The sequence below is a fragment of the Nitrososphaera sp. genome (assembly GCF_050748925.1).
Taxonomy (GTDB): Archaea; Thermoproteota; Nitrososphaeria; order Nitrososphaerales; family Nitrososphaeraceae; genus Nitrososphaera.
Map to the genome: position 1 here is coordinate 1 of NZ_JBOGQF010000012.1, position 21,752 is coordinate 21,752.

General features: G+C 57.1%; 27 protein-coding genes, 1 tRNA gene and 1 pseudogene. 16 read left to right on the forward strand and 13 right to left on the reverse strand.

Translation table 11 applies throughout. The features are described from left to right. Positions 1-236: 236 nt before the first annotated feature. Positions 237-608 carry a hypothetical protein gene (locus ACREAY_RS01965; RefSeq protein WP_431754081.1) on the reverse strand — a complete coding sequence of 124 codons (372 nt, stop codon included), beginning with the start codon at positions 606-608 and terminating at the stop codon, positions 237-239. 74 nt (positions 609-682) lie between these two features. On the opposite strand from ACREAY_RS01965, the gene ACREAY_RS01970 reads away from it, so the two are divergent. Together ACREAY_RS01970 and ACREAY_RS01975 are read left to right on the forward strand one after the other, a co-directional pair. Then, positions 683-1,435 carry a geranylgeranylglyceryl/heptaprenylglyceryl phosphate synthase gene (locus ACREAY_RS01970; RefSeq protein ID WP_431754106.1) on the forward strand — a complete coding sequence of 251 codons (753 nt, stop codon included), beginning with the start codon at positions 683-685 and terminating at the stop codon, positions 1,433-1,435. Continuing rightward, positions 1,432-4,809, forward strand: coding sequence for a DNA polymerase II large subunit (locus ACREAY_RS01975; protein ID WP_431754082.1), 3,378 nt, complete (start codon positions 1,432-1,434; stop codon positions 4,807-4,809). Before ACREAY_RS01970 ends, ACREAY_RS01975 begins: the two co-directional genes overlap by 4 nt. Here ACREAY_RS01975 and ACREAY_RS01980 read toward each other — a convergent pair. From ACREAY_RS01980 to hisI, 3 genes are all read right to left on the reverse strand, one after another. Then, positions 4,806-6,131: a ThiF family adenylyltransferase gene (locus tag ACREAY_RS01980; protein WP_431754083.1), complete on the reverse strand. Its 1,326-nt coding sequence runs from the start codon at positions 6,129-6,131 to the stop codon at positions 4,806-4,808. The two genes, ACREAY_RS01975 and ACREAY_RS01980, sit on opposite strands and share 4 nt — an antisense overlap. 5 nt (positions 6,132-6,136) lie before the next feature. Further along, positions 6,137-7,354: a threonine synthase gene (locus tag ACREAY_RS01985; protein ID WP_431754084.1), complete on the reverse strand. Its 1,218-nt coding sequence runs from the start codon at positions 7,352-7,354 to the stop codon at positions 6,137-6,139. Positions 7,355-7,517: 163 nt separating this feature from the next. Continuing rightward, complete coding sequence (hisI, locus tag ACREAY_RS01990; RefSeq protein WP_431754085.1) at positions 7,518-7,847, reverse strand: phosphoribosyl-AMP cyclohydrolase; 330 nt, start codon at positions 7,845-7,847, stop codon at positions 7,518-7,520. Positions 7,848-7,902: 55 nt separating this feature from the next. Here hisI and ACREAY_RS01995 point away from each other — a divergent pair, with 55 nt between their 5' ends. Together ACREAY_RS01995 and ACREAY_RS02000 are read left to right on the forward strand one after the other, a co-directional pair. Continuing rightward, positions 7,903-8,040 (forward strand): hypothetical protein, encoded by a 138-nt coding sequence (locus ACREAY_RS01995; protein WP_431754086.1) that lies wholly within the window; start codon positions 7,903-7,905, stop codon positions 8,038-8,040. Between the two features lie 226 nt (positions 8,041-8,266). After that, positions 8,267-8,341: transfer RNA gene (locus ACREAY_RS02000), tRNA-Met, on the forward strand. Positions 8,342-8,488: 147 nt separating this feature from the next. Here the strand turns inward: ACREAY_RS02000 and ACREAY_RS02005 are convergent. Next, a complete protein-coding gene (locus ACREAY_RS02005; protein WP_431754087.1) occupies positions 8,489-9,787 on the reverse strand; it encodes a TiaS agmantine-binding domain-containing protein in 1,299 nt (432 codons plus the stop codon). Positions 9,788-10,061: 274 nt separating this feature from the next. Here ACREAY_RS02005 and ACREAY_RS02010 point away from each other — a divergent pair, with 274 nt between their 5' ends. The 7 genes and pseudogenes from ACREAY_RS02010 to ACREAY_RS02040 all read left to right on the forward strand — a co-directional run bounded on the left by ACREAY_RS02010 (position 10,062) and on the right by ACREAY_RS02040 (position 14,058). Then, complete coding sequence (locus ACREAY_RS02010) at positions 10,062-10,355, forward strand: NADH-quinone oxidoreductase subunit I (RefSeq protein WP_292639401.1); 294 nt, start codon at positions 10,062-10,064, stop codon at positions 10,353-10,355. Between the two features lie 76 nt (positions 10,356-10,431). Beyond that, complete coding sequence (locus ACREAY_RS02015; RefSeq protein WP_431754088.1) at positions 10,432-10,917, forward strand: hypothetical protein; 486 nt, start codon at positions 10,432-10,434, stop codon at positions 10,915-10,917. A gap of 50 nt (positions 10,918-10,967) precedes the next feature. Then, on the forward strand, positions 10,968-11,198 hold the full coding sequence (locus ACREAY_RS02020; protein ID WP_431754089.1) for an Lrp/AsnC ligand binding domain-containing protein: 231 nt from the start codon (positions 10,968-10,970) through the stop codon (positions 11,196-11,198). A gap of 11 nt (positions 11,199-11,209) precedes the next feature. Further along, positions 11,210-11,848, forward strand: a pseudogene (locus ACREAY_RS02025) (class I SAM-dependent methyltransferase). Between the two features lie 121 nt (positions 11,849-11,969). Beyond that, complete coding sequence (locus ACREAY_RS02030) at positions 11,970-12,365, forward strand: pyridoxamine 5'-phosphate oxidase family protein (protein ID WP_431754090.1); 396 nt, start codon at positions 11,970-11,972, stop codon at positions 12,363-12,365. Between the two features lie 44 nt (positions 12,366-12,409). After that, positions 12,410-13,126 (forward strand): precorrin-6y C5,15-methyltransferase (decarboxylating) subunit CbiE, encoded by a 717-nt coding sequence (cbiE, locus tag ACREAY_RS02035; RefSeq protein WP_431754091.1) that lies wholly within the window; start codon positions 12,410-12,412, stop codon positions 13,124-13,126. A 107-nt stretch (positions 13,127-13,233) separates the two neighbouring features. Further along, complete coding sequence (locus ACREAY_RS02040; RefSeq protein ID WP_431754092.1) at positions 13,234-14,058, forward strand: arginase family protein; 825 nt, start codon at positions 13,234-13,236, stop codon at positions 14,056-14,058. Here ACREAY_RS02040 and ACREAY_RS02045 read toward each other — a convergent pair. Beyond that, on the reverse strand, positions 14,055-14,786 hold the full coding sequence (locus ACREAY_RS02045) for a PAC2 family protein (protein WP_431754093.1): 732 nt from the start codon (positions 14,784-14,786) through the stop codon (positions 14,055-14,057). The two genes, ACREAY_RS02040 and ACREAY_RS02045, sit on opposite strands and share 4 nt — an antisense overlap. 99 nt (positions 14,787-14,885) lie before the next feature. Between ACREAY_RS02045 and ACREAY_RS02050 the strand changes: the two genes are divergently transcribed. Both ACREAY_RS02050 and ACREAY_RS02055 read left to right on the forward strand, forming a co-directional pair. Then, entirely contained in the window at positions 14,886-15,002 is a 117-nt protein-coding gene (locus ACREAY_RS02050; RefSeq protein ID WP_431754094.1) for a zinc-ribbon domain-containing protein, read from the forward strand. Between the two features lie 256 nt (positions 15,003-15,258). Further along, on the forward strand, positions 15,259-15,537 hold the full coding sequence (locus tag ACREAY_RS02055; RefSeq protein WP_431754095.1) for a hypothetical protein: 279 nt from the start codon (positions 15,259-15,261) through the stop codon (positions 15,535-15,537). Here the strand turns inward: ACREAY_RS02055 and ACREAY_RS02060 are convergent. Continuing rightward, positions 15,534-16,073 carry a stage II sporulation protein M gene (locus ACREAY_RS02060; protein ID WP_431754096.1) on the reverse strand — a complete coding sequence of 180 codons (540 nt, stop codon included), beginning with the start codon at positions 16,071-16,073 and terminating at the stop codon, positions 15,534-15,536. The genes ACREAY_RS02055 and ACREAY_RS02060 overlap by 4 nt on opposite strands. 91 nt (positions 16,074-16,164) lie before the next feature. Here ACREAY_RS02060 and ACREAY_RS02065 point away from each other — a divergent pair, with 91 nt between their 5' ends. Then, positions 16,165-17,433, forward strand: a complete 1,269-nt coding sequence (locus tag ACREAY_RS02065; RefSeq protein WP_431754097.1) for a cation:proton antiporter — start codon at positions 16,165-16,167, stop codon at positions 17,431-17,433. Here the strand turns inward: ACREAY_RS02065 and ACREAY_RS02070 are convergent. The 3 genes from ACREAY_RS02070 to arsM are packed head-to-tail and all read right to left on the reverse strand — an operon-like array spanning position 17,430 to position 19,211. Then, positions 17,430-18,107 (reverse strand): MIP/aquaporin family protein, encoded by a 678-nt coding sequence (locus ACREAY_RS02070; RefSeq protein ID WP_431754098.1) that lies wholly within the window; start codon positions 18,105-18,107, stop codon positions 17,430-17,432. The genes ACREAY_RS02065 and ACREAY_RS02070 overlap by 4 nt on opposite strands. Further along, positions 18,082-18,483, reverse strand: coding sequence for an arsenate reductase ArsC (locus tag ACREAY_RS02075; protein WP_431754099.1), 402 nt, complete (start codon positions 18,481-18,483; stop codon positions 18,082-18,084). The genes ACREAY_RS02070 and ACREAY_RS02075 overlap by 26 nt, the downstream gene beginning before the upstream one ends. Next, entirely contained in the window at positions 18,480-19,211 is a 732-nt protein-coding gene (gene arsM / locus ACREAY_RS02080; RefSeq protein WP_431754100.1) for an arsenite methyltransferase, read from the reverse strand. Before arsM ends, ACREAY_RS02075 begins: the two co-directional genes overlap by 4 nt. 64 nt (positions 19,212-19,275) lie before the next feature. Between arsM and ACREAY_RS02085 the strand changes: the two genes are divergently transcribed. Beyond that, a complete protein-coding gene (locus tag ACREAY_RS02085) occupies positions 19,276-19,644 on the forward strand; it encodes a winged helix-turn-helix transcriptional regulator (RefSeq protein ID WP_431754101.1) in 369 nt (122 codons plus the stop codon). Here ACREAY_RS02085 and ACREAY_RS02090 read toward each other — a convergent pair. Next, on the reverse strand, positions 19,627-20,130 hold the full coding sequence (locus ACREAY_RS02090) for a hypothetical protein (protein WP_431754102.1): 504 nt from the start codon (positions 20,128-20,130) through the stop codon (positions 19,627-19,629). The two genes, ACREAY_RS02085 and ACREAY_RS02090, sit on opposite strands and share 18 nt — an antisense overlap. Before the next feature lie 313 nt (positions 20,131-20,443). On the opposite strand from ACREAY_RS02090, the gene ACREAY_RS02095 reads away from it, so the two are divergent. Further along, positions 20,444-20,584: a hypothetical protein gene (locus ACREAY_RS02095; RefSeq protein WP_431754103.1), complete on the forward strand. Its 141-nt coding sequence runs from the start codon at positions 20,444-20,446 to the stop codon at positions 20,582-20,584. On the opposite strand, the gene ACREAY_RS02100 is transcribed toward ACREAY_RS02095, so the two are convergent. Beyond that, on the reverse strand, positions 20,577-21,329 hold the full coding sequence (locus ACREAY_RS02100) for a CHAD domain-containing protein (protein WP_431754104.1): 753 nt from the start codon (positions 21,327-21,329) through the stop codon (positions 20,577-20,579). The two genes, ACREAY_RS02095 and ACREAY_RS02100, sit on opposite strands and share 8 nt — an antisense overlap. A gap of 2 nt (positions 21,330-21,331) precedes the next feature. Next, positions 21,332-21,752: dTMP kinase (locus tag ACREAY_RS02105; RefSeq protein ID WP_431754105.1), on the reverse strand; the 421-nt coding region annotated here is incomplete at its 5' end.

Consider the following 21,752-nt stretch of genomic DNA (forward strand, 5'->3'; position numbering starts at 1 on the left):
GCCTCGTGTATTCCTGCACGACTGCCTCAACGACGGCGTCGTCGGCGCGGTAGTCACGCCTGACGACTGTGCGCAGCTTGCCGTAGGCCATCACACTGACAAGTCCAATGGCGTACGCCAGCACGCCCAGTATCACATAATTCAGGTCAACAGTGATGCCAAACAAGACAAGATCCATAATATGTCACGCCTTTCGATTGACGAGCCGTGATTTAATGCTACGGTTCAATCTTTGTTTACAACTTGCACACTCTTTTTACCAAATGATCCATCACGGACATCACGTCTTCCAGGCGTGCATCATCTAAAACATCACTGCCTTCTGAAGCAAATATCACGCCCAGTTGGTCTGCAAGCCTGCCCAGCGCGCTCAACGCCTCCGGCTGCAGGGCCCCCGACGATTGCAGAAGTATTGCGCTGTACAGGACGGCGATCGCCTTGTCCCTAGACTGCTTTACCTGCCTGTAATACGCGCCGGAGCTGATGTTCTGAGCCCTGCCGCTGCCCTGCAGCCGTTTAGAGATTATTGATATCTGCCTGGGCGTAAATAAAGAATTTGCAACTAATTGCTCTAAAAGCCTGCTAGATTTAGAACCTGGGTCTGTCATGCCAGCTATACAAATCTGTATAGCGCCAATCTATTAAACTTTAAAATGGCAGGCGCTATTGACAACAGGACGTGCTGACGGTAGGAAAAGTAGAGCAGTATCTGGCTAATGAGGTAAAGAGGCACGGCACCGTCTGCCTCCCACTAATCGACTCTGAAAACTCGACAGACGCCGCATCTATCGCAAAAAAGGTCGAGGAGTTGGGCGCTTCCGCAGTGCTGGTGGGCGGCTCGTCCGCTACCGACCAGTTTGAGCTGGCCAAGGTGGTCTCTGACATCAAGGATTCTGTGAAAATACCCGTGATATTGTTCCCCGGAAACGTCACGGGCGTGTCACCAAGGGCCGACGCGATACTATTCAGCTCGCTGCTCAACTCTGAAGATCCTTACTTTATCACCGGGGCCCAGGCGCTGGGCGCAATCGCCGTCAAAAAGCACAGGATCGAGCCCCTGCCTACCGCCTACATCATCGTAGGGGAGGGGACGGCGGCGTGGTTTGTCGGCAGGGCCCGGGGAATTCCGTTTCACAAGCCCAACCTCGCAGTGATGTATTCGCTGGCGGCGCAGTACATGGGCATGAGGTTTGTCTACCTCGAGGCCGGCTCGGGCGCGGCGCAGAATGTGCCAGCCGAGATGGTCGCGGCAGTGAGAAAGCACTACGACGGCACCCTAATCGTGGGGGGTGGGATAAAGACGCCTGAAATGGCATCGGCGATCGCCAAAGCGGGCGCCGACATCATCGTGGTCGGGACCATGATAGAGAAGGACGGCAACTGGCAGCAAAAGTTATCTTCAATGATAAGCTCTATGCGGCAGTCTAGGTCATGATTTCAGAAGGCCAGGAGCGCCTAAAGGACGTCAGGATGCCGGCCTATTACCGCCGGTACCAGCACGAAATACTGGCCAACGTCCAGAAATATTATGAGCACGCGGCCAGGGCGCGCCGCAAGGGCATCGACGTGACAGTTGTTGTCGAACCAAAGATAGCGTTCGACCTTGCAGACCGGGTCGCCAAGATGCACAACATCGACATCGCCGAGCGTCTGCGCGCCCTTTTGGGCACGACGACCAAGGAAAAGGCAGCGCTAAAGATAGCAGAAGAGATAGCAAAGGGCGAGTACGGCACCGGCGACCTCCGGACAAGGCTTGACAACGCGGTGCGGGTTTCGCTGGCAGTCGTCACGGAGGGCGTCACGGTCGCGCCGCTGCAGGGGATTTCAGACGTCACGATAAAAAACAACGCCGACGGCTCGGAATACCTGTCGGTGTCGTTTGCGGGGCCCATCAGGTCGGCCGGCGGCACCGAAGCGGCGCTTACCATGCTGATAGCCGACCACGCCAGAAAGGTCGCCGGGCTTGCCACCTACAAGGCAAACTCGTTTGACGACGAAACCGGCAGGTTTGTGGAGGAGCTGCGCATCTATGAGAGGGAGGTGATGGGGTTCCAGTTCAAGGTGCTCGACGAGGATGTCATAAAGTGCATATCTAGCCTGCCGGTCGAGCTGGACGGCGTCGACACCGACCCCGTCGATGTCGTCGGCCACAAGGGCATGAAGCGCATAGCGACGGACAGGACCCGGGGAGGCGCGCTGAGGGTTATGAACGACGGCCTGATTGGCAGGTCGCGCAAGCTGCTAAAGCTGGTTGAAACGCTAAAGCTGGACGGGTGGGGGTGGCTCAAGGAGCTGAAAGGCGCCATCCAGACCGGCGACGACGACGCGGCGCACCACAGGATGTCCGAAGTCATCACCGGCCGGCCCGTGCTTTCCATGGTAAAAAAGGTCGGCGGCTTTCGCCTGCGCTACGGCCGGGCCTGCAACACCGGCTTTGCGACAGTCGGCGTACACCCCGCCGTGCCGGCGCTGCTCAACTACGCCATCGTCGCCGGCACGCAGATCAAGATGGACATACCGGGCAAGGCGTCGACCATTGCGCTAGTCAACACGGTGGAACCGCCAACAGTCCGGCTCGACGACGGGCAGGTCCTTGCAATCGCGTCAGTCGAACAGGCCGAAAAGTACAGGACAAGGGTCGAAAAGATCCTCTACCTTGGCGACATGCTGATAAGCTATGGCGACTTTCTTGAAAACAACGCGCAGCTGCTCCCGGCAAGCTATGTCGAAGAGACCTGGGCGCTCCAGCTAAAGGCAAAATTAATGTCAGACGCCTCAATAGACGGCCGCGACAGGCTGGTCCAGCTGGCCGAGAACCCGTCAACGACGCGGCCGGCGCTGGCCGAGGCGTTTGAGATAAGCAAGAAACTTGCCATCCCGCTGCACCCGCGCTACTCCTTTTACTTTGACGTCGTTTCTCCTGCAGATGTCCAGTACCTAAAAGAGCGCATGGACACTATGCCAAACGAACCCGCGCTCAAGGCTATCCTTGAAAAGCTGGGCGTGGCGCATTGCATAGCAGGCGACAGGCTGGCCATAGACGAGTCGGACCAGGCCGGGTCTCTGTCAAGGCTCCTCTCCGGGCCTGCCGTGGAGGCCAAGGACGCAGTCGAGCTCGTGACAAAGTCATCAGGCATCACCGTGATGCCGAAATTCGCGTCGTCCATCGCAGTCAGGGTTGGCCGGCCGGAAAAGGCTTCCGAGCGCAAGATGAAGCCGCCCGTGCATTCTTTGTTCCCGATAGGGATGAAGGGGGGGATGACTCGCGACATAATAAAGGCGTGCGCCGACGAATCTGTATTCACCGAAGTCGCAAACAGGCACTGCGACGCGTGCAACGCGCCGTCGCTTGGCACGCGCTGCAGGCTCTGCGGCGGCCCGACGATGGTTCGCAACCTTTGTCCGGCGTGCAAGGGCGAAGTCGACGACGGCGAAAAATGCCGCCGCTGCAACAAGGACGGCAGGACCTACGGCTCTATCAATTTCCCGCTAAAGAGCGCGCTCGAAGCCGCGCAGAAAAAAGTCGGCGTCAAGGCGCAGCAGCCGCTTAAAGGGGTCAAGTCGCTGATGAGCCGCGACAGGGCGGCGGAGCCCTTGGAAAAGGGGATATTGAGGCAAAAGCACGAGCTGTACACGTTCAAGGACGGCACTATACGCTTTGACGCCACCAACGAGCCGCTGACGCACTTTCAGCCGTCCTGGATAGGGGTGGGCGTAGACAAGCTGAGGGAGCTCGGCTATCTTCGAGACTACCTCGGCCGCGAGCTGGCGTCGCCGGACCAGCTGGTAGAGTTGATGATGCAAGACGTCATCATACCGATGGACTCGGCCCGGCACCTTGTCAACGCGGCAAAATTCATCGACGAAGAGCTCGTGAAACTATACGAATTAGAGCCGTTCTATAACGTCGGAAAGGTCGACGACCTCGTCGGCCACCTGGTCGTCGGCCTCGCCCCCCATACGTCGGTCGGCATCATGGGGCGCATCGTCGGCTTTACCGAGTCGCAGGTGTGCCTCGCGTCACCGATATGGCACTCGGCCAAGCGCCGCGACTGCGACGGCGACGCCGACTCTATAATGCTCCTCATGGACGCGTTCCTCAACTTTTCCTTTGACTTTTTGCCAGACAAGATAGGCGGGCTGATGGACGCGCCCCTGCTCATCCAGCCTGTCGTCCTGCCGCATGAAGTGCAGAGGCAGGCCCACAACGTCGACATTGCCACCGTATATCCGCTGGAATTCTACGAGGCGACCTGGAAGCAGGCCAAGGCCGCCGACGTGGCGAGCATGATAGAGATAGTGAAAAACCGCGTCGGCGACGAGCGCCAGTTCATCGACTATGGCTTTACGCACTCTACGTCGGGGCTGACTACAAAATCGCAGCACAGCGCGTACTCGACTCTGAACACGATGGAGGAGAAACTAAAGATGCAGTTTGACACCGCGAAACTCATAAACGCGGTCGACGCCGACGAGGTGGCCGCCATGGTCCTGACGACGCACATTCTGCCGGACATCATGGGCAACATGCGCTCCTACTCTTCGCAGACGTTCCGGTGCACGAGCTGCGGCGAGAAATTCCGCAGGATGCCCCTCGTGGGCAAGTGCGACAAGTGCGGCAACGGGCTGACCCAGACGGTCACGCGGGGCGCCGTCGAGAAATACCTCGGCATCGCGACGAGCTTTTGCCAGGACTACAAGATAAACCCCTACCTGCGCAGCAGGGTCGATTCGCTGACGACAGAGTTGAAACTGATCTTCCAGGAGAAAAAGAAAGAGCAGTCGAGCATGACCGAGTTTATGGGCTAGGCCCCTGTCACGAACGTGTTATAGATCTCTACCGCATCTTTTTCGTCCTTGGCGCCCACTATCGTCGCCGCGCCGCCTGACAAAAAGCTCACCGACATCCTGCCGGTGTTGGTGGCAGTGATGCCAAGCGCCCCGCGCGTCCTGACCTGGTAGCCCAGCGTCTCGGCCCTCTTGCCGATTCCCGTGAGGTTGACCGGCACCGGCTCTGCCGGCGTGATGGTCCACGTCCTTTTGCCGCGGTCGCGCCCGCACAGTTCCTCGATTATCAGCTGCTGAACCTCCAGCTTTTCATCCTTGCGCCCAGAACCGCATGCCGGGCACTCCTCCGCCCTTGCAATCTGGATCTTTTCAAACGTAAGGTGCTCCAGGTCCATCAGGAATATGGTATTGACCAGGCTGGGCTCTTTTCCCATGATTATCTTGGCAGCCTCGGACACTTCTACGCCTGCAACCAGGTACAGGATCGACGGGTGGACGCCTTCGGTGCTGCATGCAGGCATCTCGTCTTCCTTCAGCTCGGGAAACCTGCATTTCACGCACGCCGACTTGTTTGGCAGGATGGTGCAGACGGTGCCCGTCACGCCGATTGCCCCGGCGTAAATCAATGGGATGTTGAGCTTTATGCAGGCATCGTTGAGGGCATAACGCGCGTCGATGCTGTCAAGGGCGTCGATGACGACGTCAAACCCCTTGACGATGCTCTCTGCCGTGTATTTCGTGACCGAGGTAGGGACGGGCTCGATCTCGACGCCGGGGTTCATCTTGCGCAGGCGCTCTGCCGCGGCTTCCACCTTTACCCTCCCGATGTCGTCGTCGGTATAGAGGTGCTGCCTGTGCAAGTTGGTGACTTCAATGACATCCCTGTCAACGATGCGTATCTTGCCAACGCCCATGCCTGCCAGCTGCGACGTGACGGGGTTGCCTATGCCTCCGGCCCCGACCACGCACACCTTGGCGCTGCGCAGCTTTTCCATCCCCTCAAAGCCGATCTCCTCAAGCATCACCTGCCGGGAATACCTCTGCATCTCCTCGCTTGTCAGCTCAGCGCCGCCTGCCACTGCCGGCAGGATGTAGACCTCGTCGCCGTCCTTGAGCGCGGTGGCCATGCCGCCGGAAAAGCGCATGTTCTTGCCGTTGACATAGATGTTGATGAGCGACCGGGGCTTGCCGTTGTGGTCAAACACCCTGCGCTTGAAATCGTCGCCCATCTGGTCGGAGACCTTGCCAAACGCGTCCTGCAGGTCGCCAGCGTCGACAGGGATCTTTTTCTCGCCCTGCCCCTTGTTCAATACCGAAGGAACCTTGAATTCTATCTTTGCCATCATAATCACCTGATCGTTGCCTCTATCGCGGCCGCGTCCGGCTTGACTGCGGTGAGCTTTGGCAGCAGGCCCACTATGGCCTCAGTCGCCTTTAGCCCGTTGCCGGTGACGTAGCAGACCACCTTTTCGTCCTTGTCGATCTTGCCCTCCTCGACCAGCTTTTTCAGCACTCCCACAGACACGCCGCCTGCCGGCTCTGTGAATATGCCCTCCGTCTGCGCCAGCATCATGATGCTGTCTGCGATCTCGCCGTCGCTCACTTCCTCTGCGATGCCGCCGTACTGCTTTAGCCGCTTTAGCACGTACAGGCCGTCGCCGGGGTCGCCGATTGCAAGCGATTTGGCTATCGTCTCCGGCCTTTCCACCGGTATCACTTCGTCAGAGTTGCGCTTGAACGCGTCGACTATGGGGGCGCAGCCGTGCGGTTGCGCTGCTACGACTTTTAAATGCTTGACGCTGTCCACCAAGCCTAATGCGTGAAGTTCTTCAAAGCCCTTGCAGATTGCGTTGAGCATCGCGCCCGAGCCGACCGGGATTATCAGTCTGTCGGGGACCTGCCAGTCCAGCTGCTCGGCGACTTCGTACGCTAGCGTCTTTGACCCCTCGACGTAATACGGCCTCATGTTGATGTTGACTATGCCGTAGCCCTTCGAGTCGCCGATGATGGACGCTATCCTGTTGGCGTCGTCGTACGTGCCTTCGACTGCGACAAACTCGGCTCCGTACGAAAGCGCCTGCGCGATTTTCACGTGCTCGATGTCTGAAGGCGCAAAGATGTAGCAGGGCAGGCCGGCCTTGGCCGCGTGGGCGGCAGTCGCCGACGCAAGGTTGCCGGTGGACGCGCACCCGACTGCCTTTAGTTTCGTCTCTTTTGCCCTTGACACGGCCACGCCGGCGGGCCTGTCCTTGAATGAAAACGTCGGGTTTACAGAGTCGTTCTTGACAAACAGGTTCTTTAGCCCAAGGCGCTCGCCCAGCTTGTCGGCGTATTGCAGCGGCGTCAGGCCGGCGTTCAGGCTGACGATGTTGCTCTTGTCCTTTATCGGGAGCAGCTCAAAATAGCGCCAGTAGGTCTTTTCTCTCGATTCAAACGTGTGCCTGTTGACCGACAGCTCGCTGTACGTCACGTCCAGCGGGCCGAAACATTCTTCGCAAACGTACCGAAACTGCGGCTCGTACTCCCTGCCGCATTCCCTGCACTTTAATGACTTGATACTGCCCATGTTTTACGCCACCTTTCTAACAGTATATTATTAGAACTTCGCTGTGCACATTTTAGTATTGCTAAACTTTTTCGTTCCTGCATATTGTGACACTTAACACGGATTTTACTGCAAATTATTTGGTTTTTTATAATAGCATTATAGAAAATAAAATATTATGCGGCTATTTCACTATATTATGGAAGCAAGTGCGCTCGCCGGTGTGGCACATCGGCCTGTCAGAATCTACTATGTACAGTAACGCGTCAGAGTCGCAGTCTGCCAGGATTTCGTGCACGGGCTGGACGTTGCCGGACTCCTCGCCCTTCATCCACAGCTTGCCCCGCGACGTGCTGTAGAACCACGCGTTGCCGGTCTTTATCGTGATTTCAAGCGCCTCCTTGTTTGCATAGACGAGCGTCAGCACGTCTTTTGTCTGCCTGTCCTGCACGACCACGGGAATGACTCCGCCCCGCTTGGCAAAGTCGACGTCGCCTGCCTTCATCACTTTCATCAAGGGTTGTAAATTCGCGCGCAGGAATAAATAAACCGTTGCATCAACCTTGCCTATGGCCGAGTCCTCCCTTGACTTTGACGCGTACTGGAAGGCGTGGCTCGCGTCGCGCCTGGCAGAGATCCGCGAAAAAGGCGAAAAGATGCGCCAGCTGCAGGAGCAGGAAGAAGGGCCGGAAGAGGAAGAGTTCTAGCAACCTTTAGGAACCCTGTCTGCGGATCATTTTCGTTGCCTGGTGTGTTCTTTTTACAAATATGCGAGCAGCCACTCTGCAACGCCTTTGGCGCCGTGTTCATAATTGCTTATGCCGCTGCCGCAACCGCAGCAATCCTCGCAATAATGGCGTACGTGAGGAGAAAAAGATCAGACAGGGCGCTCAGGTAGGCAGAGATATATTCCCCTCGCGCAAGAACGCTGTCAGCGAGGTGGGGAAGCCAGGTCATCCCGGCGGGCTCATAACCCGCAGTGCGATGGTTCAAATCCATCCCTCGCTACGTTTCTCCATAACTGCTTAAAGTTTCTCTTTTGAGAATTATCCCATGTCGATAGAAGAACCCGCGCGCTACGCCGAGCCGGAAGAAGAAAAAGAGAAAAAGCTGGACAAGAAGGACAAGGGCCGGCAGGCGCAAGAGGAAAAATAGCTACAGGCCGGCAAACCAGGCCTTTTCCATGCCGTACCTCTGCAAGGGTTTCGTCAGGTGCCTGTGCGCCTTTGGCACCGGGATGTACAGCCCCGTTTTCAGCGACCGGCCTTTTTCCGTCATGACCTTTTCCGCGGCGTTGTCGCGAAACTTGCACCGGTCGCACTGGTAGCCCTTGTTGCGCCCCTCTGACTTCATGCGCTTGCCGCATTTCTTGCACAGCGGGTTTGCGATATCGAAAGAGGGCGCGAGCTCTAGTACCGAAATGTACTCAACATTGAGTATTTTCGGGTGCTTGGTCGTGCCCTTTCTCACGCCGACGCCAATTTCGACGAAGTCGCCCGGCTCCATCGCCACTGCAACATTGGCAAGGCCCGTCGGCTCGTACACCGCCGCCGGCATCTCGGCGCCAGCCTGCTCTACTGCGAAAAACACGTGCCCGCCTTCCATAGCGCGGGGCTTGCTCTTTACCCTGCAGCGCAGGTGGCCGGCAGTGTACGCCTTTACTACGCGCAGGTCGATCTCGGCCTGCAGATGCATGTTGGTGCCCTGGTTCGACCTGAAGATCGTCCACCCTTCCAGTTTTTCGTCCGGCTGCAATAGCGGCAGTGCAGAGGCCACCACCTCGGCGCTCTCGCCCCTCACGCCAAAGAACACCGGGTCGGGACCGTGGGGCGCAATTAGCACGCGGCCGTGGCCCTGGTCATAGTTGTTGAATGTGTATGGAAATGTCTTTTTTGCAAATTCAATTACTCTCTGCCTGTCGACGACGCGGGGCGTCCCGCAGTTTTCCTGCTCCCTGTACGCTATCAATTCAAACGTGTGGTCCCCGCCCAGCAGGCAACCCATCGCGCCCAGCGATCCGACGAGCCCCTGCCCGTTGCCAAAAGTGTAATGCTGCACGCCGCACGCCTTGGCTACTTTTTCAGCCATCTGCCGGCTCAATACGTCGTGCATCGCCAGCGAGCTGAACTCTACAAGCTTTTCCGGCACGCCGCCCTGCAAAAAGGCCACGCCCGGGTTTGCCCCGCTGCCTATGGCCGAGCCCTCCTCCACCGCCTGCCTGACGTAGTCGATGACCCTGCCCGGGTCGCTTGTCGTTGCCCGCAGGCAGACCGCCCCGTTGCCCCGGGTCTTCCACGGGATGTTGGGGTTGAGCCTGATGAGCAACGGATGGTCGACAAGCTGCGCGCCCATCTCTTTCAGATGCTTGGCGACGCGAAACGCCAGGTGCGTGGTGCACCTGCCCGCCCGCGAGTCGGTGTCGTCAAACGCGATGTGGAGCGGCACGCCTGCCATGCCCCCTGTTTGAAAAAACTGCCTTTATAGTGTATGGTCTGGGACGGAGGAATACAAAGCCGTGTTGAGAACCGTTAATATTCCACAAATGACGACTTTTTCATGTCTATCTGCCCAGTTAGACTGGCTGACGACATGCAGGCGCTTTACCAAGCCACGACCATTGGCCGTATCCCTCGTGCCTGCTTTCGTCCGGCCTACTTCTAAAAACGCTGTTATAAAAATAGCACAGGGTTTAAATAGTTTCAACAGCTGTTCACCCTTAGTGAACTAGATGCCAGTAGCAATACTTCCTGATGTTTCTGAACAGCACTGCATCGGCTGCGCACTCTGCGTAGAAATCTGCACCGCACTCGGTCCAGACGTACTCAGGGTAAAGCCGGTGGAAGGATGGAAGAGGGGTAAGGCATTCGTGTTCTATCCAGAGAGATGTATCTCAGACGGAGCTTGCATCGGCGTTTGCCCGACAAAGGCAATCTTCTGGATGAGGCCGATGGACTACACCCCAGGACAACCGATCCCACTGAAGAAGCACGGTCTCTTCGTGAAGGGTTGGGAAGAAGGCTAATCGCCGTCCTACAATCTTCTTTTTTCTTATTTTTCTATTAACATTTTAAATAGCTCGCGCCATTCGCTACTCTGAATTGGTAGAGTGGGACGAGCAGATCAAGGCGCACATATTCTGGATCTGGTACGAGGAGGAAGGATTTCTAAAGCGCGGCAAGGAGGGGATGCTCGTCATAACCGACCGGCGCTTTGCGTTCATAATAAAGACAGAGATGACGTTCCGGGCCCACGACACACACACCACGCGGCAGTTCAACCGCTTCAAGGAAAAAGAGAACGTCTTTCGGCCCGCAGAAGGCTACGGCATAAAAGAGCTGGAAAAAGACCTCGACAAGAGCCCCGACAACTTTGAGGTGCCGTACCGGCAGGTGATGGATGTTGCATCCGAGGAAAAGAGGTGGGGCACGCTCCTCAAGGTAAAGGTGAACCTGGGCGACAAGGCCAAGACGATGAAGTTCTCGATAGTGAAGGGATGGGTGAAATATCCGGCCAAGGACCCGATAGGGTTCCAGAAGATGGACTGGACGCCCTTCATCAACCTCGTCAAGGCGTCGACAGGCTAATGGTTATATTGGAAGGTCTGGTGTCGTTAATTGCCAATAAAGACCGATAAATGACGAAGGCATTTGTTTTAATCAATACCGAGACCGGCGTTGAGCCTCTGTTGCATGAGGAAATAAGGTCACTTGATGCCGTCAAGGCAGTGTACGAGCTCTATGGCGAGTACGACATGATTGCAGTCGTTGAGGAAAAAGACGAGCAGGAAATCCAGCGCGTCGTGTCGTGGGAGCTCCGCAAGATAAAGGGCATCCGCAGCACAAACACGATGGTCGTCGCGAAATAGGCCGTTTTTTTATGGACGATTCATGGGATGCCCTGGCGTACGACAAAGTCTCTGGCGTGCTTGAACAGTGGGGCCTGCGAGTCCTGGAGCGTAGGAAATGGCAAGGCGACGAGGCCGTGCTTGACGCCGGCTGCGGCTCTGGCAGGCCGACTCGGATCCTTGCTACAAAGGTGCAGAGGGGAACGGTCTATGCGGTTGACATGGACCAAAACATGATCCGGCAGGCGCAGAGCAACGTGCGCGGTTTCAAGAACGTGTAGGTGATGCAGTCAGACATTGCAAGCGTAAGGCTGCCTATGCAGGTGGACGTGATCTTCTCCAACGCCGTCCTGCACTGGATAGCCGACCACGGCAAGGTGTTTGCCAATTTTGCAGGATTGCTCAAGGACGGAGGCGATCTTATAGCCCAGTGCGGCGGGCAGGGTAACCTGGAAAATGCGCTTGCCGGCCTTTCTGTAGAGCCGGTGGTCTTTGACAGCCGCGAGCAGTTCTCGGCGTATGTCAAAACGGTGGTCATCAGGCCCCACCTGGCGCGCCTGCCGGCCCAGCTCCAGGACAGATTCCTTGAGGAATACCTCGACAGATGCGAAGAGCGGCCGCAAAAATGGCTTTTGGACTATGTCCGCCTGAACATCACGGCAGAAAAATAGCCGACATCCCAGCTTGTTTTTAATAACGTGCTCAGCATTGCAAGCTGATTGACTGATAATCCGATAGTGATGACAAAGGACGAAATCAAAGAGTTTCTCCATGCTCCCAGAATAGCGAGGCTTGCGACAGTCCGAAACGACGGGTCTGCCGCACGTGGTCCCAGTCTGGTACCATTATGACGGGCAGGACGTTCTTGTCGTGACCGCAAAAGATTCTGTAAAAACCAAGAACATTGGAAAGAACCCGAGCGTGTCGCCGGTGGTAGACGATGTCAGGGGCGAGGCAGGCGACATCTCGTATTTCACGGGCACCGCTGCCGTGGTGATAGAAGGCAGGGCAGAGATAAAGAAGGACGTCGATGCCAACGCTTTTGCCAAAGAGCTGTACAAAAGATATGTCGGCGAGCAGACCCTCAGCCACCCGATGATGCAGTACATGATGACCGTGCCAAAATGCGTCATCGCGATAAGGCTGGCGAGGATGTTTTCGTGGGACTCTCAAAAGATGGGCGGCTAGCAAAATCGCAATAATTAAAGAAGGCATTTTCCTTCACGCACCTGTTGCCAAAAAAGCTGTTCGTGATCGGCGTGGGCCCCGGCTCTCCGAAATACGTCACTGACATTGCCAAGGAGGCCGTGCGCAAGTCGCAGTACGTCGTCGGCTACAAGTACACCCTTTCGACGATAGAAGGCTCCATCGACCGCCGCAGGCAGCAGGTGCTTGAAGTCACGATGAAGTCGCAGGAGGAAGTTTATCAAAACGTCTATGCAAAGATGAAGGACGGCGAATACTGCATCGTGCCTTTCACCGGCGACGTCAATTTCTCTGAATCCGAAGTCGTCGACCGTCTGCTGGAAATATTTGGCGACGACAACGTCCAGATAATTCCTGGCATCAGCTCGATACAGGTCGCAGCTGCAAAATCGCGCGTGCCCACCGACAAGGCGCACATCGTCACTTTCCACGTCACCGGCGACATTGAGCAGAAAAAGAAGGATCTCGTGCAGGCGGTCAAGGACGGCAAGAGCGTAATCCTGCTCCCGAGGCCGTGGCCGCGCGATTTGTCCAAGCACTTCATGCAGTCCGACATTGCGAAATTCCTGCGGGAAAACGGCATTGACACTACTAAACTAAAGGCGTGGGCCTTTGAGCACCTGACAACTGAAAAAGAGACAACGTTCCGGGGCTCTGTAAAGGACCTCGAGGGCAAAGAGTTCTCTGACCTTTCGGCGATGGTAATCGACCAGGTAAAGAGGCAGACGTACCTGGAATTCTGACAAGCAAGCTAATTAATTACAAAAAGGATTAACAACTTACGCATCCTGTAAAACGCGCCATCTCTGTAGTCGACGCCCCGTCAATCCTTGGGCTCAAGCCGTCAGGCGTGGAAAATCTTCCGCAAGCCCTGCGAGCCTGCGGCCTGCTGCAAGCCCTGGCGGCAGCAGACGCCGGCAAGGTGGTCCCGCCACCATACAGCCATGAGAGGGACGCGGATACCAACATCCTGAACCCCCTGGGAATCAGGAGCTATTCCCTTTCTCTCGCAGAGAAGGTTACTTCCATCCTTAAGGATAATCAATTTCCCCTTGTTCTTGGAGGCGACTGCAGCATCTTGATAGGCAACGCTCTGGCCCTCCGCCGCACTGGCAACAGGCACGGCTTGTTTTTCATCGACGGCCATGCCGATTTTTACCAGCCCGAGGCGTCGCCGACAGGCGAGGTGGCGGACATGGACCTGGCAATCGTGACAGGGCGCGGCCCTGCTGTCATAGCCGACATTGGCGGGCTCAAGCCGTACGTAAAGGACGAAGACGTGGTGCTTTGCGGATACCGCGACGCGGAGGAGTCAAAAATGTACGGCAGCCAGGACGTGCGCCAGGCCGGCATCATGCCGTTTGACCTCCCGGCCATGAGGGGCAGGGGGATCAGGCCATGCGCGGCAGAAGGGATTAAAAGGCTGCAGGCAAACGGGGTTGCCGGATACTGGATACACCTTGATGTTGATGTGCTGGACGACAGCGTCATGCCTGCAGTAGACTATCGGATGCCCGGCGGGTTGAGCTTTGCGGAACTTGCAGAGCTCTTGCAATCATTGCTCCGCACAGATCTCGCGGTAGGCATGGACGTCACGGTCTTTAACCCGTCACTTGACAAGGGCGGCTCTATGGCAAAAAGCCTGGCGTCGGCGACTGCGGCCGGCTTTGGCTAGGCTATTCCCGGCGGCCCGCCCTTTTCCATCGATTTTTCAAGGTAACCGACCTGCTGCTCCATGAACTTTTTGCGCCGCTCCTCGTCGTCCAGCTGCGCCATGTCAAACACCGGTATTTCCAAAACCTTTAGCAGCACCTGCAAGATCGACTGCGCGGCCCTTGGCTGTATGATGTTGGGGTTGTCTATCTCGCCCAAAAGGCAGGCAGCGTCAAGGTTGCGCTCCTTTGCAAGCCCCATTACCAAGCCGTTGAAACCCGAGATCTGGCCCTCGCCCTGCAGCATCTCGGCGCCCGCTTTTGTCAGCTGCGCCGCCATCGCATGGCTGTTTGCGGCGGCATAAACCTTGTCGCCGGTCGCCTGCCTCAACGCAGCTCCTATGGAATAGAGCGCCTGCACGCCCATCCTGCCTGCCATGTCAAGCGCCTCATAGCACACCTCGTAGAGCCGCCGGGGGTCGGCGGGATTAAAGTCGCCGGAAAATATCAGGAGGTTGCTCGCCTCGACCGCGTAGAACCTGTAGCTGGCCTGCCTATAGTCGACGATGCCGTCCTTGTAGCTTACAAACGGCGGCCAGTACGAATACAGCTCTGCAAAAATCTTGGCATCGAGCTTTTTGGCCAGGTACGCAAGGCCAATGCCTGCCACGTTTCCCATGTCGGGCAGCGCGGCGACCATCCGGGGCCGGCCGGAAAATTCCACGCCTGCGTGCACCTTCAGGCCTATCACAATCTAGCCTCCGCCCGCCGGCATATCATCATATCGTGTTAGGCGTCTGCCCGGCTCAGGCTTGTTTATATATTGAAAATGCCTTTTGCTGCAATGTCAATGGACGGTACTGTTGGTGTAACCCAGGACAGGGCTTCCATCAAGTATTGCGTCGAATGCGGCGCCAGGGTGCCCAAGGGGCAGAAGGCCTGTCCAGCGTGCGGCGAGGCCCAGTAAAGGTCTCCAACCCTTCCTTTTTGTAAAACAACAGGAGGTCAGGGGAGCAGACGCCAGATCGGCGTGGGGGAGCATGGAGAACTAGCCCGCTCAGCCTGACCCCGTTGTAGTGCTTGTTACTCGGCTCGGCTATATCAGCAGATAGAACAATCTACCAGAATTATGTGACATGAATGCTCATTATGGGTGAATATTCCGGATAGAGGCAAGCTTGCAGGCCGTTAACGCTTAAAGCCCGCGCAAATACAGTACCGTTATGAGCGAACCGCAGTACCCCGTTTCTGCTACCTACAAGGTCCTCGACGGCCACGACATCTACCGGAGCAACAACCTGATAGTGGCACTCGTCGTGGTGGAGAGCCAGTTCGGCAAGGACATGCGGCTATACAGATGGGTGATGAGGAACGGCCTGTGGAAGGTCGACCTCTGCAGGATGGGCGTCAAAAAATGGAAGTGGAACGAGATAGCGGCCAAGGCCGCCGAGTTTACAGAGAAATACGGCCTGAAGGGCCAGGCGGACCAGGAAGAGGCCTAGATAGACGGCTCGAGGTTGAGGCCGCCGAGCTCTTCTATCATCCACCATTCTATCACCGCCCCCGCAAACAGCAGCGCCACCGCGATGCCAAGCTCTGCCAGCGTCGGGACGGCGTACTCGCGCCACGGCCTCCTTTTCACGAAATAGTATACGAGGAGCCCGCTCCTTGACATCGCAAGGCCGTACGTAACCACCTCCATTATGCCAAACGGCGTGATCAAAATTATCTGCGGCGGGACGCCCTGCAGCTCTGGCGTGCCTTCCGCAATCGCGCTGAACACGTTGCCGGTGACATAGCCGGACAGCGACCCGAGGCCGATGCCGACGCCGGGGACAAACATGCCCAGCGCTATGCCCATGTTGTTAAGGAATATCCCGTTCCGGTCTATGCCTGCTATCTGCTCTGAAAACTCGTTGCGTACCTGCTCGGCTTCCTCCGGCGTCATCTTCTCCGCCGCGCCGGCAGAATACATGCCCATAAACAACGCCACGCCGAGGCCGAGGAACAGCAGCCGCCGGCGGATGTTAAAACGCAACGCAATACCTTGGCACAGTTTGTATAATTAGTTTTGTAAGGACCTCCAATCACAAGCTTGTTTTTATGCTCGGCGCGCGCTAGGTAGTGCGGTGAACCACACCGCCAGCCCATTCCCATCGTTCTTTCCGCAGTTCTTTGCGCCGGGAGACGGGCCGAATGACTTTATCGTCCAGGACTTTGCAGTCGTCATGATAGTCGCGGCCATAATGATGGCCATCACGTACAAGCTAAAGCAGCCGATGGTCATCGGCTACATACTTGCTGGCATCGTCATCGGGCCGTTCACCCCTCCGTTCAGCCTGGTCAGGGATGTCGGCACGCTCAACGTGCTTGCAGAGCTGGGCATCATCATGCTCCTTTTCGTGATAGGCACCGAGTTTCCGATTCAGCGCCTGAAGAGGATGGGCAAGATCTCGTTTGTCGTGGGCATAAGCGAGTCGATAGGCACGCTCCTGATAGTGTTCTTTACCGCCCAGGCCCTCGGCTTTGCGTTCTTTGACTCGCTTTTCCTCTCGCTCGCGCTTTCCATCACCAGCACCGTCGTCACGATAAAGGTACTCGAGGACCTCGGCTGGATAAAGAGCAAGTCGTCCACGCTCGTGCTCGGCATGCTGATAGTCGAGGACATTTTCGTCGTCACTGCTCTGTCGGTGCTCCAGTCGTTTGCGGCGACGGGCGGCGAGCTTTCGATACCAAACCTTGCAGTGTCGCTTGGCGTGACGGGCGCGTTCATAGCCGGCATACTGGTGCTAGGGTCAAAATATGTGCCCCGGATAATCGACAGGGCAGGCAAGACAAACGACTACGCTCTTTTGCTCATCGTCATCCTGGGGCTCGCGTTCGGGCTGTCGTTCGTGTCAGTCGGCATAGGCCTTTCGTCGGCCATCGGCGCGTTCCTGGCCGGGGTGCTCGTGGCCGAGTCCAACAGCGCGGCCGTGGCGAGGATACTGACGCTGCCGCTGCGCGACATGTTTGCAGCCATATTTTTCGTCTCGATAGGGGCACTCATGGACGTCCGCCTCGTGCCGACATTCATAATCCCTGCCGCGATACTGATCCTGACGTCGTTTTCCTCGAAACTTTTGATAATAACCGGCATCCTAGTCAGGGCGAAATTCGACAACGTCACCGCGCTCCGGGCCGGCTTTGGCATGTCGACTGCCAGGGGTGAGCTGTCGCTCGTGGTGGTCAAGGGCGGGCAGGACGTCGGCGCCGTGTCGTCCACGATATTGCCGCTGCTCGGCGTGATTACGGTCGTGACGACGTTCATCGCGCCCTACGTTATACGGCTTGGCAACAAGATCACCCTTGAGAGCAAGCCGGAAAAGGACACCATGGACAGCGGCGGCGTAGGCTAGCGCGAAAATTTTCTGGCGATAAAAGCCACGGCCGCGCTGCCGGCAAAGGTCGCAGACCAGTACAGCCACAGGTCGCCCACGGCGCCTGACAGCAGGGCCGGCGCAAGCGCCCTCGCAGGGTTCATCGACGCGCCAGATATGAACGACAGGAAAAGGATGTCAAGGCCGATGATGCCTCCGATGGCGACGCCGCCAAAGCCCTTCAGGCCCTTGGTGCGCACCACCGCGTATATCACTGCCATGAGGAGCGCGGTTGCAAGCGCCTCAATCTCAAAGACGAGCGGGAGCGGAAAAGAGTAGCTGGGCGCGTTGGCCCCAAGGTTCGCCTCCGTCCCGATGAGCGCAGCGACAAATGCGCTTGCCAGGAGCGCCCCTGTTATCTCTGCTGTCAAGTAGACGGGCAGCAGCGATTTTGCGATATGCCCTGTCACAAAAAACGCGACGGTGACTGCAGGGTTAAAGTGCGCCATGGAAACCTTGCCAAACGCATAGACCATCAGGGCCACCGCTATTGCAGGAGCCGCCGCTTCAAACGCGAGGCCATAGGCGCCTTCGGCCCTTGCATTTACCACGACCGACCCGGTGGCAAAAACCACTATCAGAAACGTGCCGATAAGCTCGGCCGCGAATATTTTCCGGGTGACCGCCTTACTTATGCTCGAGGTCCTCGACAAGCTCTATTACTCTTCTCTCTATTTCGTCGCGGATGATGCGGACCTTTTCTATGTTTTTTTCTTTCGGGTCCTCTATGCCCCAGTCCACGGGGTTGTTGAGGAAGAGCACCGGGCACTCGGCCCTGTCCATGCAGCCCATGTTGACTGCCTTTACAGACTCGCGGATCATCTCGTCAGTGATTATCTTGCTTTTTTGTGTTCCAATATCGATGCCCACTTCCTTCATCACTTCCATTGCCACGGGGTTCACCTGCCCCGCCGGCTTTGTGCCGGCGCTCACCGCCGAGTAGCCGGCCGGCGCGTATTTGCGAAAAAAGCCCTCTGCCATCTGGCTCCTCCCGGCGTTTTCCACGCACACGAACAGCACCGTCTTCATTTCACTGCCTTCACCACGATGCTTGCTATCTTGCGGCCGTCGCTTTCGTCAATGTAGGGCCGCTCTTCAAGCACGGTGACGTTTGCAAACCCTGCCTTTTTGATGCTTGCGACATAGTCGTCCTTTGTGAGCGCGCCGTCTATGCAGCTGCACCATTTCTCCGGGTCGACTGATGCCGCCGGCCTGTCTGTCACCATGTCAGAGATGACCATCCTGCCGCCGTCCTTTAATATCCTGCGCACCTCGGAAAACGCGCGGGCCTTGTCCACCGTGAGGTTGATGACGCAGTTGCTGATGACGACGTCTGCCGTGCCGTCGCCGACCGGGATGTGCTCCTCGATGTCCCCCCTGCGGAACTCGACGTTAGGGTAACCGCCCTTTGCGTTGTTTTTCGCCTTTGCAAGCATCTCGTCGGTCATGTCGATGCCAATCACGCGGCCGCTGCGGCCGACCTTGTTTGCCGACAGGAAAACGTCGATGCCGGCGCCAGAGCCGAGGTCCACCACGGTTTCGCCTTCCCTTAACTCTGCAAAGTTGAGCGGCGCGCCGCATCCCGCGCCCAGTATCGATTCCTGCGGCACTGACTCGAGTTCTTTGGCGTCATAGCCAATCGCCTCTGCCGCCTGCCCCGGGGTGCCGCAGCCGCATTCGCCTGGCATGCAGCAAGATTCTTGCGAGAGCGCGACCCTGCCGTATTTTTCCTTCACTTTATCCTTGATGCCGTCCATGCCAATGCTTTACTGAGGAAACTATTTAAGTTGTCAAGGGTAAACCATTGCACCAGGTGTAATCATGGAAACCAAGCTTCCGATGGCGCAGGACTGCTTTTCCGGCCACGATGCAGCCTCTCTCATGGCCGAGACGGCGCGCCTGCGCAGCATAATAACGAAAAGGGGCACGCTTGAAATCCTGATACCTCTCTGCTGCACCACCCAGCCGGTGCGCTACAAGCAGTTTCGCGACAGCATCAAGGGGGTCAGCAGCAAGACACTCGCAAGCCGGCTCAAAGAGCTTGAAAAAGGCGGCATCCTTGAGCGCCGGGCCTACAACGAGATCCCGCCGAGGGTAGAGTATAGGCTGACCCCAAAGGGGCAGGAGCTGGTCGAGTGCGTCGTCAACCTGCTCCAGTGGATGGTAAAGTGGTCAGGCGCAAAGGGGTAGCATGCAGTCAAACGGCAGCGCCGCGCGGGCACTGAACAGGTCCATCATCCTTTCGTGCTCCTTCCTCCTGCGCTGCTCGAGCATCAGGCCGGCGATGTTGCGCGACCGGTCAAGGTGGTCAAACACTATTGTCGTGCAGCCCATCCGGGCCAGGAGCTTGCCTATCACAAAGACAATCCTGCGCATCGTGGCGTCGCGGATCTCGGCCATGCCGCGCAGCTGCTCGACTGTCGATTTGGAGTCGCTCCGGACCTCCACCACTATGCTCTTTTTGCTCGACTTTTTCAGCGACCTTTTGATCTGCATGAGGTTGTCCCGGAGGGCGAAATATATCGCCAACATTTCCATCCTCTGAACCCCGAACCGCTCGTTCCGGGGCGCGGGGCGGACGGCCCTTATCTTGCTAGTTTCTGTGCGGTGGTTGTACCAGGCAATGTATCCAGAAGGCGAGGCGTCAGCGTCTATTACTATAGAGTGCTGCGTCACGTAGCTACCTTACGCTGCACTCAGTATATGTGCATATAGCAAGTGCATCACCTAAAGCTATAGCAGATATTTCGTCTACGTACATCATGTAGGCTGGATTTGGTAAATAAGCGGAGGCTGATGGTGTGGCCCCGCAGCGTCATCGACTGTCTGCTGTCGGGGTTTCCAGTCAACCACAAAACAAGGCAGCATACGTTGAGGGGAAATGCAACAAAAGCCTATCCAATATAGAAAACGGTGCCGACATGAGAACCTTGGATCTATGTATCAGGCTTGTGCAAGCGTGAAATAGCATCCACGTGAAAATGCTGGCATGCCGGACACCTGTTGCAGGGCGTCCAGGAACGAGCTTGAGGTCAAGGCGCTCTGCTGCTGCGGAGGGGCCCTTGTGCACGGCTGCAAAGAGTGCGGCACGCTCGCGGACAGCGCCCGTGTGGAATGCCGGATCAGCTGAACATCCTTGCAAATTTGTCAAACAGCCCGTCACGCTCGGCCATCTGTTTCTGCAATATCGCCCCGGCTTTTCTTACGCTTTTCAGGTAATCTATGGCAATGTCGCAGTCGTGTATAGAGCCTGTCAGGTCCTGCAGTTCCTTTAATCTTGCCGTCACAGGACCTCTGGCCTTGATGAGCCCTGCAAGCTTTATTTCGTAATCCTTTCTGCTGCCCGCAGGGAGTATCTCTAGCACGTAGCGCAGCTTTTTGAGGTCCTTGCGCAGCTCGTGCAACTCCTCCTTTTCCTCCCTGTCGGCAAGGGCCGCCGGCAGGCGCTTTTTTATGCTGGAGAGAAGCCGGCTTGCGACCCTGTCCACCCTTGCATCCAGCTTGTCATTGTTTATCCTTGTGTCAAGAGCCGGCAGCTCCTGCACTGCGCGCGCAAGCCGGAGGGCACGTAAAAGTTCCACCTTTCTCTTCTTTTCAAGGCCGGCCGCTGCGCCTTCCAGCTTTTCCCGTATGACGTCATAGTCGCGCACGCGGCTGTTGGCCCTGAAAAACTCTTTGTATGCCTTTATCTGAGCGCGGTTTTTCCTGCGCGCTTTTTTCGGCATCAGCGAAAACGCGGCTTCAAGGCGCCTGAGCGACGTGCGGACGTCGTGGACGCTCTCCCCGTCATCCGGGTTCTGCAGGTAGGCCGACAGCCTCCCACCGACCTTCCCGGCGTTCTTTTCCAGCGCGGCCGCAAGGAACCGGGAATCCATGGCTATCCGCCGGGGCGACCCTTTGATGAACTCAAAAACTCGTCGATGCGCTTTGACAAGTCTGCGTTTATCTCTTGCACGGGCCTGTTGCCGTCGATGATGACCAGGCTGTACCGCTTTTGCATCCTGCGGAATTCGCCTGCTATCATCCTCTGGTACGCAAGGAACGACTCGAACATGTCGTCTGAAAGCCCCATGTCTGCGCCCGACTCGTAATAGTCGAGGTAGGCGATTTTCTGGAAGACCCTGTGGACCAGCTCTTCCGGCCGGACGTCGAGATAGTACACGAGGTCCGGCGTGACTGCAAAGCTGAACAGGTTGTGCGACCAGCGCCTGCTTATGCCCCTGACGGCCTCCCTTGCCATCATCGTGTAGATGTACCGGTCGGCAAGCACGATGAGCCGGCCCTTTACCTCCTCGCCC